The organism is Pandoraea sp. NPDC090278 (assembly GCF_044772185.1).
Taxonomy (GTDB): Bacteria; Pseudomonadota; Gammaproteobacteria; order Burkholderiales; family Burkholderiaceae; genus Pandoraea.
Genome location: NZ_JBIVYJ010000008.1, coordinates 254,000 through 267,742 on the forward strand (window position 1 = coordinate 254,000; position 13,743 = coordinate 267,742).

Sequence of the window (13,743 nt, forward strand, 5' to 3'; positions counted from 1 at the left end):
TCGGTAGATAACTCTGGGGCTGCTGAAGGTTACGCCTTGAAGCGTTGCGTGTACGTGACGAATTCGTGGAGCTTTTCGCGGGCCGCGCCGCTGGCGATGGACTCGCGCGCCATCTTGATGCCGTCGGCAATCGTCGGTGCGCGGTTGGCGGCGTAAAGCGCGGTCCCGGCGTTGAGCGTCACGATCTCGCGGGCGGTGCCTTCGGTGTTGTTGAGTGCTTCGATCAGCATCGTCTTCGATTCCTCAGCGCTGCCGACCTTCAGACTGCGATTGCTCACCATCTGCAAACCGAAGTCTTCCGGGTGAATTTCGTACTCGGTGACCTTGCCGTCCTTCAACTCGCCGACCAGCGTGGCTGCGCCCAGCGAGACTTCGTCCATGCCATCCTTGCCGTACACGACGAGCACGTGCTCCGCGCCCAGACGCTCCATCACGCGGACCTGAATGCCGACCAGATCCGGGTGGAACACGCCCATCAACTGGTTCGGTGCACCGGCCGGATTCGTGAGCGGACCGAGAATGTTGAAGATCGTGCGCACCCCCATTTCCTTGCGGACGGCGGCGACGTTCTTCATCGCGGGATGATGGTTCGGGGCGAACATGAAGCCGATGCCGACTTCACGCAGACACTCGGCCACTTGCTCGGGCGAGAGCATGATGTTCACGCCGAGCGCTTCGAGCACGTCGGCACTGCCGGACTTCGAACTCACGCCACGGTTGCCGTGCTTGGCGACCTTCGCGCCTGCGCCTGCGGCCACGAACATCGAAGCCGTCGAAATGTTGAACGTATGCGACACATCGCCACCGGTGCCGACGATATCGACGAAATGCTCGTCGGCGGGGGCGTCCACGTGATTGGCGAACTCGCGCATGACTTGCGCGGCGGCGGCGATCTCGCCGATGGTTTCCTTCTTCACGCGCAGACCGGTGATGATCGCGGCCGACATGACCGGCGAGATCTCGCCCTTCATGATGAGACGCATCAGATGCAGCATCTCGTCATGGAAGATTTCGCGGTGTTCGATGGTGCGCTGAAGCGCTTCTTGCGGGGTAATCATTTGTTGTCCTCTCCTCTGTCGGTGCTTGTCGGGTGCATAGCGCGCATTCGCTGATTTGCCGATTCAGGCGCGCCCTTGGGATGTCTCAGGCGGCAATGGCCGCACGCGGCGCAGCTTGCACAAAGTTGCGCAGCACGGCGTGGCCATGCTCCGACAGAATCGATTCGGGGTGGAATTGCACGCCTTCGACGTCGAGCGTCTTGTGGCGCACGCCCATGATCTCGCCGTCGTCCGTCCATGCGGTGATTTCGAGGCATTCCGGCAGCGAGGCGCGCTCGATGGCGAGCGAGTGGTAGCGGGTGACGGTAAAGCGCTTGGGCAGATTTGCGAACACGCCTTGTTGCGTGGTTTCGATCTCGCTCACTTTGCCGTGCATGATCTGTTGCGCGCGAATGACCTTGCCGCCGAACGCTTCGCCAATGGCCTGATGGCCGAGGCAGACGCCGAGGATCGGGATTTCACCGGCGAAGCGCTTGAGTACGTCGAGCGTGATGCCTGCGTTGGCCGGGCAGCTCGGGCCGGGCGAGAGGCAAATGCGGTCGGGGGCAAGCTCGGCAATGGCGTCGAGCGAGATTTCGTCGTTGCGGAAGACTCGGACGTCTTCGCCCAGCTCACCGAAGTACTGGACGATGTTGTAAGTAAACGAGTCGTAGTTGTCGATCATCAGCAGCATGATGGTCCCTGTTCGTCTGGTGACAAAGGATTGTCGAGCGCATGGAAATTGCGAGTGTCCCCTGAGCGTGCCCCCACATTGACTTCGCGATCCGCGGGGGAGGGCGCTATGGGGATGAAATAGACGTGGCGGGTTACCGCCACCAGCGCAGGGCGGCGGTCAGGGGCGACCAGAGGAGGGAGGAAGACTGATGCGACTTCATGGTGATGCCGATTGTAGCAGCAACTCCGGCGCGCCGTGAACGGGTGTCGCAAAAAGCGGCCATTCGACGAAATTCGGGCGTCTTATGGCAGATTCCCGCAAGAATGTGCGCCTGACGCCCGTCCGTCTTAGACGATTCTGCGACGGTGGGCCGTCAGCCATGCCGGGGCGGACCGCCGTCGTTGTTGCCCCGCCGAAGCGCGTCAGGCGCTTGCAGACCCGTGCGGATCACTCCTTGGAGGCGGGGGACGTTGGGGTCTGCTGAAGATGGCGATGCAACGTGTCGCGCAAACGCGCGGCCGTGAGCTCGCCGAGATGGGCCTCGACGAGACGGCCATTCGTATCGAAATACAGCGTGGTGGGCAGGGCACGTGCCCCGGCCGCGTGCATCGCCGCCGACTGGGGATCGAGCAGCAGGTGGTCGAACGTCAATCCTTGCGATTGCACGAACTCGGCCACCGTTTGCGCCGACTCACCCTGATTGATCATCAGGAAGCGTACGCCGGGATAGTCCGTCTGCGCCTGCGCGAGCACTGGCATTTCGCGTCGGCACGGCGGGCACCAGCTGGCCCAGAGATTCATCACGATGGGCTGGCCGCGATGACTGTCCAGCGTGACCGCACGGCCGTCGAGGCTGGAGAGCGTGAGCGACGGCAGCGGCGGCGCGTCGCGCAGCGCCGCGCTCAGGCCGGTGAGCATCACGCCCCAGATCGCCAGACCTGCGGCCATGCCGGCGAGCATCGGCCGCCGCTGCGTTCGATCACGGCGTGTGCGCCAGAGACCCCATGCGAGCGCGGCGAGGGCACCGGCCCAGACGTTGAAGCCGCCGTCGCCAATCGCAACGAACGACCACGGCCGGGCGGCGTATTCGGGCCACCAGCGGATGACGTAGGCCGCCCGCGCGACGAACAGACCGACGAAAAGCGCGTCGAGCAGCACGCTGGCGGCGGTGCGCCGCGATGGCGCATCCGTCTTTCGCAACAGATAGCGCGCGACGAGCCATGCAAGGATGGCCGCCGCCGCGAGGGCCGCCGTCTTCGCGGAGAAGGGGCCGAGTCCAATCATGAAGCCTCCGTGTTCTGTGCTGCGTCGAGCCGTTGCAGGAACGTCTGTGCGGTCATTTCACCCACCATGCGATGCGCACGCACCTCCTTGCCCGTTGCATCGACGAGGATGAGGGTGGGCGGTCCCATCACGCCCCAGCGCTTCATCAGCGCCTGATCCACATCGTCGTTCTTCGTGACGTCGGGGCGCAGCACCTGCATGCGTGCCAGACGTGCGGCCACGGCCGGATCACCGAAGACGTTGCGCTCGATCACGTGACAACTCACGCACCAGTCGGCGTAGAAATCGATGAGCGTCCATTGCCCGTTGGCGGCGGCTTGTGCGATGCGCGAGTCTACGTCCTGTTCGGATTTGACACTGACGTAATCCACCGATTTGCCCGCACGCTGGCCCGCGCCATCGTTTCCGGCGAGCGCCACGCTGCCGGGTCGTTCCAACGGGCGCAACAGCGATTCACCGCCCGCGGCTGCGCCAACCAGCAGCAGTATCGACCAGAGCGCGGCGAGCGTCGAGGTGAACACGAGCGTCCAGCATGCCGGTTTGCCGCGAAGCGCCCACGCCCAGCCCGCGATGCCGACGGCCAGACCGACGCCGAGCGCGCCCCACAGCGCGAGGGTGACGTGTCCGGGCAGGAAACGGCTCAGCATTTCGATGGCCATTCCGGCCATCACATAGCCGAAGGCGATACGCACACGTACCATCCACGGTCCCGGGCGGGGCAGGACACGCGCACCGAACAGCGAAATCGCCAGCAGCGGCATGCCCATGCCGAGGCCCATCGCGAACAGTGCGCCGCCCCCCATCCACGCGTTGCCCGTCTGGCTGATGTAGAGCAGTGCGCCTGCCAGCGGTGCCGTCATGCACGGGCCGACGAGCAGGGCGGAGAGGAAACCGAGCGCGGCGGCGCCCGCGAGACTGCCGCCTGTACGGTTACGACCGGCGGCGTCCAGGCGCTCCATGACGAAGGCGGGCAGACGCAGTTCGAACAGTCCGAACAGCGACGCGGCCAGTACCAGAAAGAGGGCGGCGAACGCGCTCAGGAGCCACGGTGCTTGCAGCGTCGCCTGCAGATTGGCCCCGGCCAATGCGGCGGCCACACCGACGCTCGCATAGGTGAGCGCCATCGCGACGACATACGCCGACGAGAGCGCCAAAGCGCGCCACGGCGACGGGCGGTTGCCGACGATCATCGTCGAGACGATGGGCACCATCGGCAGCACGCAAGGCGTGAACGCCAGCAGCAGGCCGAAGCCGAAAAACAGCAACTTTGCGGCGATGGGATCGAGTGCTGCGAGTTGAGCGGCGGCGGCCTGATCGGCGGCCAGCGACTCGGTGCCGCCCGCCGTTTCAGGCGCAGCCGCCGTGACTGCCGTGTTGACGGCGACGGCGTCCGACATCTCCCCGGAATTTACCGACCCCGAGGTTGCGACCGGGGCAGTGAGGGCCGCCAGCATCGACGACGCGTCCTTCGCGTCGATGAGCGGATCATCGCCTGACAGCGAAATTTTCACCTTCTGCGGGGGGTAGCAGATGCCAGCCTTGGCACAGCCTTGCCAATGAAACGTGATGAAGTCCGACGTCGATGCAGGCAACTTCAGTTGCAGATCGTCGTCATAGTAAATCTCGCTCTCTCCGAAGAACTCATCGACATGCTTCGTTCCGTCGGGTAGCGAGAACGGAACCGGTTTGCCGCTGGCATCCTCCACGCGAATCGAATGACGATAAACGTAGTGATCCTTAGCAATCGTGCCGCCGATGACAATGCCATCGCTTTCGCGACGGGGCGCGTCGAGACGCAGCACTTGAGAGACGTCGAGCACCTGATCGCCGGATTGCCACGGCAGCGCGGCAGCGGCGGGCGTTACGAGCGTGACGCGAAGCGCGCCGAGCGCGCTGAGCAAAATCACAAAGATGAAAAGTATTCGACGAAACAATCTGTCCTCCACGGGTCGGTCGAAGCGAGACAGAGCGTGGCGGAGGACGATTAACTGAGAGTTAACACTTCATCTCACCGTCCACCTTGCATCAACGCGATGCACGATATACGTAACATGTCACGAGACGTGAAAGCGACGTCGGAGACGCTTAGGAGAGGCGTGAATCAATGCGAGTACTGCTGGTAGAGGACGATCCGCTGATTACGAGCGGCATCGTTGCGGGGCTTTCGACTTTGGGAATACACGTCGAGGCGACTGCATGCGGCGAGGCGGCCATGTCGGCGCATGCGGAGAACAGCTTCGACGCGCTGGTGCTCGATCTCGGGCTGCCCGATGGCGACGGTCTGAACCTGATTGCGAGCGTTCGCGCCGTCGAGCCGGACGTTCCCGTGTTGATCCTCACTGCGCGCGACGGCATCGAACACCGGATCTCGGGCTTGAATGCCGGGGCTGACGACTATATGAGCAAGCCCTTCGACCTGCGTGAACTGGCGGCGCGCTTGCATGCGCTGGTGCGGCGCACGCATGGACGTGCTGCGCAGGTCATCGAGGCGGGTCCGTTGCGTCTCGACCCTGCGAGCGGGTTGGCGTGGCTCGACGGTGTGCCGGTCGAACTGTCGCGTCGCGAGGTTGATTTGCTTGCGTATCTGGCAAGCAGCCGGGGGCGTTGGTTGTCGCCCGACATGCTGCATGTGCGGCTTTACGGCATGACGGAGCGCGTCAACAGCAATGTGCTGAACGTTCACATACATAACGTGCGTCGCAAGTTGGGTTGCGACGTCATCCAGACCGCGCGCGGCCTGGGGTACCGGTTGGGATGGACCTTGTCATGAGCCTTCGACTTAGGGCGGTGCTGATCGCTGGCGTGGCGCTGATCGTTTTGTGGATGGCGGCGGCGGGATGGATGATGCGCGGTGTGCGCGCGAGCCTTGACGAAGCGCTCGACGAGCGTCTGGCGATGTCGGCGAACATGGTGGCGGGTTTGATGGCGCGCGCGGCATTCTCGCCGCATCCCGAGCCGAGAGATTGGGGCGAGGTCATTCGAGCGGGCGGCGGTGACGGTATCGCGTGCGAAATCCGTTCGTTGCAGGGTGCGGTGTTGGCGCAGACCGACGGAAGTCCCAAGACGTCGACGATGACGCTGCCGACGGGCTTCAGCACAAGAGAGATCGACGGCCGCAGCTGGCGCATCTATGTGTTGCAGGACGCGGGCGGATATCAGGTGATGACGGCGGACCTCGTCAAGCGACGGGCTGTGTTGACGAATGGCATGTTGCGTGCGGCGGGCATCCCGTTCCTGATTGCGGTCATTGGCGGTTTGATTGCGTTGTGGATCGGAATCGGAAGGGGCCTGACGCCATTGGAGACGTTACGCGCAACGTTGCGTGGAAAGCGCACAGACGACACCACGCCGGTGGATATTGGCAAAGCACCGAAGGAATTGAAGCCGGTGGTAGTGGCGTTGAATGGTTGGCTGGACAGATTGGCGCAGACGTTGGCGGGTCAGAGGGCGTTCACGGATGGTGCGGCGCATGAGTTGCGAACGCCGTTGACGGCAATCGACACGCATTTGCAGGTGGCGGCGTTGACGCAGGGGAGTGCGTCGAAGCAGGCGTTGCAGCAGGCGAGTGCGGGCGTGAAGCGACTGGGTCACACGTTAGATCAGCTGATGACATTGGCGAGGACGGAGGCGCCGATCCACGAGCACGACATATGCGAGTCGGTGACGGAGGTGATCGAGGAGGTTTTGACTGAAATGGGAGAGACGGATCGGGGCCCCTTTTCAATGCGAGTTGGGTCAATAGCCGAGCAGGGCGAATTTACGATGAGGGCCCCGGTCCGTCGTAGAAGTGGCAGGATCTTGGTTAGCATTTCGGCGACGGACACGGGATCGGTGTTGCCGCGTTCGATGCTGGCGACGGCGCTAAGAAACTTGCTGGACAATGCGATGCGCTACTCGCCGGAGAGCAGCGAGATCACGTTGTCGGTGATGGCGGACGAGCCGAGTCAAAGATACTGCATCGAGGTGAGCGACCGAGGCCCCGGCCTTGCTGCTGAGCATACAGCGCAACTGGGCCAGCGATTCTGGCGGGGCGATCAGGGGAGGCAGCGTGGCGAGGGTGCCGGGTTGGGTATCTCCATCGTGCAGGCGATTGCGCGGCGTTTCGACGCAACGCTAGAGTTCGCGCCACGCGAGGATGGCGGATTGGTGGCGCGGTTGTTCGTGCCTGTGGGCGACGATGTACATGGCGGCGATGCGTCGCGCGTCGCCGCCATGTCGACGGTCAGACCGTCTTCTTCGCTCGCGACGTCCGTGTAGTTTTGGCGGCGGCCGTCGTGGTGGCCTTCGTCGCGGCAGTCGTTCGTTTGCGAGGTGTGGTGGCTGGCGTGGTCGCCTTGCGACTTGCTGTAGCGCGAGGCTTAGCCGCTACGCTCGTCTTGCCTGCCCCTTCCACCTCGGCCTCGCGCTTTTGCGCGGCCCGCTCGAAGACGGCGAGAACGCGTTCCAGATCGTTTCGTTCGCCATCCTCCAGCGGTACCGCGAAACTCAGCTCCTTCACGGCCTTCGCCACCAACCGGATCGACGTCGGCGACGCATGGGCGAGCATGCCCGGAATGGCCTCCATCGCAGCATTCGGTGCCATGCGCAGCAACCCCGCCTGACGTCGAATGATCTCGCGGAAACGCTCAATAGAAATCTCGGCATCGCCGCGTGGCAACGAACGCGCGCGATTGAACTGGCGCTCGTCTGCTTCGCCATGCAGACGGTGCACCCAGAGCAACGCGCGAATCCCCGCTTCCAGCACACCGCCCTGACGCACCTCGTGACGGCGCAGTTCAAGCGCTTCCTGCACGAATGCCACATGCTCGGGCGACGTGCCCGGATGCACCCGCACCGCCGTGCCATCGCTGCCATGCAACCCGGCGAGCGCTTGCACCCACGGCTGACCGTAGATCGTCTCGAACGCCTTCTCGTAACCGTCGTCGCGCATGTCGCGGTAGAAATTCAGCGACTCCTCAATGGCCGTCGACACTGCGGTTTCGAATGCGAGGAACGGATTGTCGGGCGACACCGCATGACGCGTCTCCCGCACGTGTTCCGCCTTTTCGGCGAACGGTGCCGCAAACGGATTGCGATCCGACCAAAGCTCGTAGCTCACGCGCAGCGGATGTAGCAGCCGCATCCAGTACGCCGACGTCGGTGTCACCATCGCGCGCACCCACGGCTGCACGAGACTGCGATACAACCCCAGGTGAATGTCGGACAGATGCGCCACCGCCGCGAAACGCCGGTCGCTTTGCGTATCCGGCTGCACGATGGCGCGCACGTCCTCCACGCTGCGGCGCTGAATCGACATCACATAATCGCCTTCGGCCAGCTCACCATGCACCGTGTCGTCCGTCTTGTCGGCGATCTGCGCCTGATAGATGCCCGCAGGCAACACGTCGATCAGATCGATGTTGTTGACGAACTTGCGATGCTCCTTACGCCCGGTGCTGCCCGATACGAAGATGCCGAGATGGCCAATGCTGTCGTGCGTGGCGTAGACGATGGTCTGATCGTGACTGAGCACTTCTGCGTCATCGCGATACATGTCCGTCACGAAACCGAGCGCCTGCGGCGGCGGAGTGATGTTGTCGCCGTAGGAACAGAACACCACGATGGGCGAGCGGATGTTGCGCAGGTCGAGTCGAATGCCGTCGCTCGTGATCAACTCCGCGCTCGTGAGCCGGTTGCCGACGAACAGGTTGTCGACGATGTATTGCATCTCCTGCGCGTTCAGGAAGACATGCCCGCCCCAGTACTTTTCGAAGCCGAGATAGCGCGGTGCTTCCGTATCGACATTGGCATACAGGTGGTACTTCTTACGCCAGAGCGTGTTCGCCGGGTCGAGATTCTCGAAGTTCTGCACCAGCCACGCGCCGTCGAATCGGCCGTCGCCGAGATCGCTCGTGAGCGCCGTCAGCCAACTGCCGCCGAGCAGACCACCGGAGTAGCGCATCGGATTGCGTCCCCGCCAGCCCGCCCAATACGACACCGGTGCGCCCGCCACGATGATCGGGCCGAACAGTTCGGGGCGCATCGCGGCCGTCATCAGAATCTGCCATCCGGCCTGACAGTTGCCGATGACCGCGGGCTTGCCCGCACTTTCCGGATGCATCGAAATGACCTTCTCGAGAAACGCCGCTTCAGCGCGCATCACGTCCTCGACCGTTTGTCCGGGGACAGGGTCGGGCAGGAAGCCGACGAAATAGCACGGATGCCCCGCACGCAACGCCGCGCCGATCTCGCTGTCGGGCTTGAAGCCGCCGATGCCGGGACCGTGCCCCGCACGCGGATCGACGACGACGAACGGACGCGCATTGGGCAGCGTGGGCGTGTCCTTCGGCGGCACGATGCGCATCAGGCAATAGTTGCAGGGACGCGGCAGATCGTGGGCGTCGAGGATCACCTCGGCGTCGAAGTCGAGCACGTTGGGGGCCGATTCGGCCAGATGCTCCTGATACTGATTGCCGCGCTGACGCATGACGTCGGCGAACAACACGCTGCGCTGCCACGCGTCGACGGCGTACTCGGCGGCGGCCGACATCCACGGCAGATTGGCGAGCCACGGATTGGCGGCCAGCCACGGCGCGTCGCCGGTGGCGGCGGGCGATGTGGCGCGAGCACTTCGGGGAGACTGAGACGCGCGACGTTCCAGTGCGGCAGACGACTTGGCGGGCATGGCAATGACCTCACAAATCCGGCATGACGGGGGATGGGGAAACGCCGCGTCCGAGACTGGCGTCAGGCCCTCGCGATCCTCGTTATGCCATCGAACTGAGTGTGCGACGAAAACGTCGCAGCGAGAAGGCGAAGAACACCGCGCCGATGACCGCGAGCGCTGCGAACTGCACCCACACGACGCCGATCCCGGCGCCACGGAACAGAATGGCCTGACCCAGTTCGACGAAGTGCGTCGTGGGCGCGGCGAGCATCACGTCCTGCACCAGCTTCGGCATGCTTTCACGCGGTGTGTTCCCGCCCGAGAGCATTTGCAGCGGCAGCAGCACCAGAATCAGCAACATGCCGAACTGCGGCATCGAGCGCGCGAGCGTCGCAAGAAAGATGCCCATCGACGTGGTGGCGAACAGGTGCAGCGTGGCCCCCAACAGGAACAACGCCACCGACCCGCCGATCGGCACGTGTAGCGCGCCGCTCACGATCAGCCACAGCGACATGGCCGCCGCCATCAGCACGACCAGCCCCATCGACCACACTTTCGCCAGCATGATCTCGGTCGGTGTCACCGGCATGACGAGCAAATGCTCGATGGTGCCGTGCTCGCGCTCCCGGATCAGCGCCGCGCCCGTCAGAATGATCGACAGCATCGTGATGTTGTTGATGATCTGCATCAGCGCGCCGAACCACGCTCGCTCCAGCGTCGGATTGAAACGCACGCGCAACGCCAGGTCGACGGGCAACTCCGGCGTGGATCGGTATCGCTGGAGGAATTCGCGTACTTCCGCCGACACGATCTGCTGCACGTAGCCGCTGCCCGAGAACGCCTGACTCATGCGCGTGGCGTCGACGTTGAGCTGCACTTCGGCCGCGCGCCCCGCCAGCACGTCACGCTGAAAGTTCGGTGGGATGTTCAGCGCAAACGTGTACGCGCCCTCGTCCATGCCCCGGTCGACGGCGTCCGCCGTAATCATCTGCGGCGTGGTGAACTGCGGCGGGTAGAACGCCGAGACGATGCGCTGTGAAAGCGGCGAGGCGTCTTCGTCCACGATGGCGATGGGGGCCATGTGCAACGTCTCGGGTTGCGCCGTGGCCGAAGAATAGACCGACGCCGTGAACGTGTAAATGATGAGCACCAGCATCATCGGGTCGCGCACGAGACTCCATAGCTCCTTCACGCCGAGCCGGTAGATGTTCGCGGCGTGCCGCAACCACGGATGCTTGCGACGCGGCGGCGTGGCGCTGGTGTCGTGCGCGGTGGATGGGGAGGCTTGCGGTGCGTTCGGGCTAGCCATCACTTGTCCTGTTTCTTGAGCAGCAGGACCGTCGCGCCCAGAATCACGGGGACGGCGATGAGCATCGGCCAGAAGGCGTTGCCGAGATCACCGAAGCCGAGCGCCTTGTTGAAGACGCCACGACTGATGATCAGCATATAAGTCGCCGGATAAATCTCGCCGATGAACCGGCCTGAGCCTTCCATCGACGGCACCGGCGTGAGCATGCCGGAGAACTGAATCGCCGGAATCATCGTGCCGATCATCGTGAAAAACAGGGCCGCGATCTGACTGCGGGTAAAGGTGGACGCGAGCAGGCCGATACCCGTGGCGACCACGTTGAAAATGAAGACGGCGGTGATCAGCGTCAGGAAGCTGCCTTTGATGGGCACGCCGAAAAGCGTTACGGCGATGAGCGCCATGAGCAGGAAGTTCAGCATGGCGAGCGCCACATACGGGATCTGCTTGCCAATCAGGAATTCCGTGCGCGTGACAGGCGTCACGTACAGATTCAGGATCGAGCCGAGTTCCTTCTCACGCACGACGGACAGTGCCGTAAGCATCGCCGGGAGCATCAGCAACAGCAGCGGAATCACCGCCGGGACCATCGCTGGAAGACTCTTGACGTCGGGGTTGTAGCGAAAGCGCGTCTCGATATCGAGCGACGCTGTCGGCTTCACGCCGAGCCGTCGCAAGGACTGATCGGCCAGCCAGTTCTGATGCATGCCTTGCACGTAGCCCTGCACGGTTTCGGCACGCATCGGCATCGCGCCGTCGATCCACGCGCCAATCTGCACGGCTTTGCCGCGCGACACGTCGCGCGCGAAGCCCGGCGGAATCTCGATGGCCAACGCCAGTTCGCCATCGCGCAGGCGACGATCCATGTCGTCGTAATCGGTAATGGGCGGCTGTTCGATGAAGTACCGCGACCCCGCGATGTTGAGGGCGTAGTTCTGACTCATCGTGGTCTGGTCGCGGTCGAGCACCGCGTAGCGCAGATCCTCGACGTCCATACTGATCCCGTACCCCATCACCAGCATGAGCACCAGCGAGCCGACCAGCGCCAGCGTGGCGCGCACCGGATCGCGCTGCAACTCTAGCGTCTCGCGCCAGAGGTAACTGATCATCCGACCGACCGAGAAGCCCTTCAGCTTCGCGTGCGACGGTGCCTCAGTGGTGGCGGCGACTTCCGTCTTCGGTGTCTCGGGGGCCTCCGGCGTGCCGCCACCGGCCTCCACCAGATACTCGATGAACGCCTGTTCGAGCGTGTCCGCGCCTTTGTCCTTTGTGATCTTCGCTGGCGGATCGGAGACGAGCACCTTGCCCGCGTGCATCAGCGAGATGCGGTCGCAGCGGTCGGCCTCGTTCATGAAGTGCGTGGAGATGAAGATCGTCACGCGGTCACGCCGGGACAACTCCACCAGCAGACGCCAGAAGTTGTCGCGCGCCACCGGATCGACGCCCGACGTCGGTTCGTCGAGGATCAGCAGTTCGGGCTTGTGCACCATCGCCACCGCCAGCGACAGACGCTGGCGCATGCCGAGCGGAATGCTGTCGGGCAGCGTGTCGAGCACCTCGGCCAGTCCGAAGCGCTGCACCATCTCGTCGACACGTGCGCCGACTTCGGCCTCGGGAACGTGGAACAGTCGCGCATGCAGCACGAGGTTCTGGTGCACCGTCAGTTCGGTGTAGAGCGAGAACGCCTGCGACATGTAGCCCACGCGACGCCGCGTGTCGATGTCCTTCGGGTCGACTTCATGACCGAACAGCCACGCCTGTCCTTCGCTCGCTTGCAACAGGCCCGTGAGCATCTTCATCGTGGTCGACTTGCCGCAGCCGTTCGAGCCAAGGAAGCCAAAGATCTCCCCGCGACGAATCCGGAAGTCCACATGATCGACGGCGACGAAATCGCCGAAGCGCATCGTCAGCCCTTTGGCCTCGATGGCGATCTCGGTGTGTTCGTCGATATGCAACGGCGGGATCACGACCGGCTCGTAACCGAGCTTCTTCTCTTCCGGCAGCAGATCGATGAAGGCGGCTTCGAGGTTGTCGCGCTGCGTCCGGGCGAGCAGCTCGGCCGGTGTGCCGGTCGCGAGGATATTGCCCGCGTCCATGGCGACGAGCCAGTCGAAACGCTGCGCCTCGTCCATGTAGGCGGTTGCGACGATCACGCTCATCGCCGGACGTTCGCGGCGGATACGCGCAATCAGATCCCAGAACTGCGCGCGGGCGAGCGGGTCCACGCCCGTGGTCGGCTCGTCGAGAATCAGCAGGTCGGGATCGTGGATCAGCGCGCAGCACAGACCGAGCTTCTGCTTCATGCCGCCGGAGAGCTTGCCCGCCGGACGATCCAGGAACGGATGCAGGCCGGTGCTGCGCGTGAGGTCGTCGATGCGGCGGCGTCGCTCTGCGGCGTCGTGACCGAACAGGCGCGCGAAGAATTGCAGGTTTTCCTCGACGGAGAGCGTCGGATAGAGGTTCTTGCCCAGCCCCTGTGGCATGTAGGCGATGCGCGGACAGACGAGGTCGCGGTGCGCTTTACTCGCCATGTCGCCGCCGAGCGCTTCGACGGTGCCCGTCTGCACAGCGCGTGCGCCTGCGATGAGCGAGAGCAGCGTCGATTTGCCGACACCGTCCGGTCCGATCAGCCCGACCATGCAGTTCGCCGGGATGTCGATGGAGACGCTATCGAGCGCGACCGTCTTGCGGCCGTACTTCAGCGTGACGTCGACGACATGAACGACCGGCGGTGCGCCGTGCCCGGGCGTGTGTTTGCCGTTCTCAGGTGAGGAGGAGTCCGTCATGACGCGCG

9 protein-coding genes are annotated in these 13,743 nt (G+C 63.9%); 2 read left to right on the forward strand and 7 right to left on the reverse strand.

Going from position 1 to position 13,743, the window contains the following annotated elements; all coding sequences use genetic code 11:
* Positions 1–29: 29 nt before the first annotated feature.
* From trpD to dsbD, 4 genes are all read right to left on the reverse strand, one after another.
* On the reverse strand, positions 30–1,058 hold the full coding sequence (gene trpD / locus ACIQWO_RS25395; protein ID WP_150666153.1) for an anthranilate phosphoribosyltransferase: 1,029 nt from the start codon (positions 1,056–1,058) through the stop codon (positions 30–32).
* Between the two features lie 85 nt (positions 1,059–1,143).
* A complete protein-coding gene (locus ACIQWO_RS25400) occupies positions 1,144–1,731 on the reverse strand; it encodes an aminodeoxychorismate/anthranilate synthase component II (RefSeq protein ID WP_233328557.1) in 588 nt (195 codons plus the stop codon).
* A 429-nt stretch (positions 1,732–2,160) separates the two neighbouring features.
* The gene (locus tag ACIQWO_RS25405) at positions 2,161–2,997 is read right to left on the reverse strand and encodes a TlpA family protein disulfide reductase (RefSeq protein ID WP_402830121.1); all 837 of its coding nucleotides are present in this window, start codon (positions 2,995–2,997) and stop codon (positions 2,161–2,163) included.
* Positions 2,994–4,943 carry a protein-disulfide reductase DsbD gene (gene dsbD / locus ACIQWO_RS25410; RefSeq protein ID WP_402830124.1) on the reverse strand — a complete coding sequence of 650 codons (1,950 nt, stop codon included), beginning with the start codon at positions 4,941–4,943 and terminating at the stop codon, positions 2,994–2,996. The genes ACIQWO_RS25405 and dsbD overlap by 4 nt, the downstream gene beginning before the upstream one ends.
* Before the next feature lie 158 nt (positions 4,944–5,101).
* On the opposite strand from dsbD, the gene ACIQWO_RS25415 reads away from it, so the two are divergent.
* Both ACIQWO_RS25415 and ACIQWO_RS25420 read left to right on the forward strand, forming a co-directional pair.
* On the forward strand, positions 5,102–5,767 hold the full coding sequence (locus ACIQWO_RS25415; protein ID WP_402830127.1) for a response regulator transcription factor: 666 nt from the start codon (positions 5,102–5,104) through the stop codon (positions 5,765–5,767).
* The gene (locus ACIQWO_RS25420; protein WP_402830129.1) at positions 5,764–7,254 is read left to right on the forward strand and encodes an ATP-binding protein; all 1,491 of its coding nucleotides are present in this window, start codon (positions 5,764–5,766) and stop codon (positions 7,252–7,254) included. Before ACIQWO_RS25415 ends, ACIQWO_RS25420 begins: the two co-directional genes overlap by 4 nt.
* On the opposite strand, the gene ACIQWO_RS25425 is transcribed toward ACIQWO_RS25420, so the two are convergent.
* From ACIQWO_RS25425 to rbbA, 3 genes are all read right to left on the reverse strand, one after another.
* Complete coding sequence (locus ACIQWO_RS25425) at positions 7,220–9,661, reverse strand: DUF3141 domain-containing protein (protein WP_402830132.1); 2,442 nt, start codon at positions 9,659–9,661, stop codon at positions 7,220–7,222. The genes ACIQWO_RS25420 and ACIQWO_RS25425 overlap by 35 nt on opposite strands.
* 82 nt (positions 9,662–9,743) lie before the next feature.
* On the reverse strand, positions 9,744–10,868 hold the full coding sequence (locus ACIQWO_RS25430) for an ABC transporter permease (RefSeq protein ID WP_402830175.1): 1,125 nt from the start codon (positions 10,866–10,868) through the stop codon (positions 9,744–9,746).
* An 83-nt stretch (positions 10,869–10,951) separates the two neighbouring features.
* Positions 10,952–13,735: a ribosome-associated ATPase/putative transporter RbbA gene (rbbA, locus tag ACIQWO_RS25435; RefSeq protein ID WP_402830134.1), complete on the reverse strand. Its 2,784-nt coding sequence runs from the start codon at positions 13,733–13,735 to the stop codon at positions 10,952–10,954.
* Positions 13,736–13,743 lie beyond the last annotated feature (8 nt).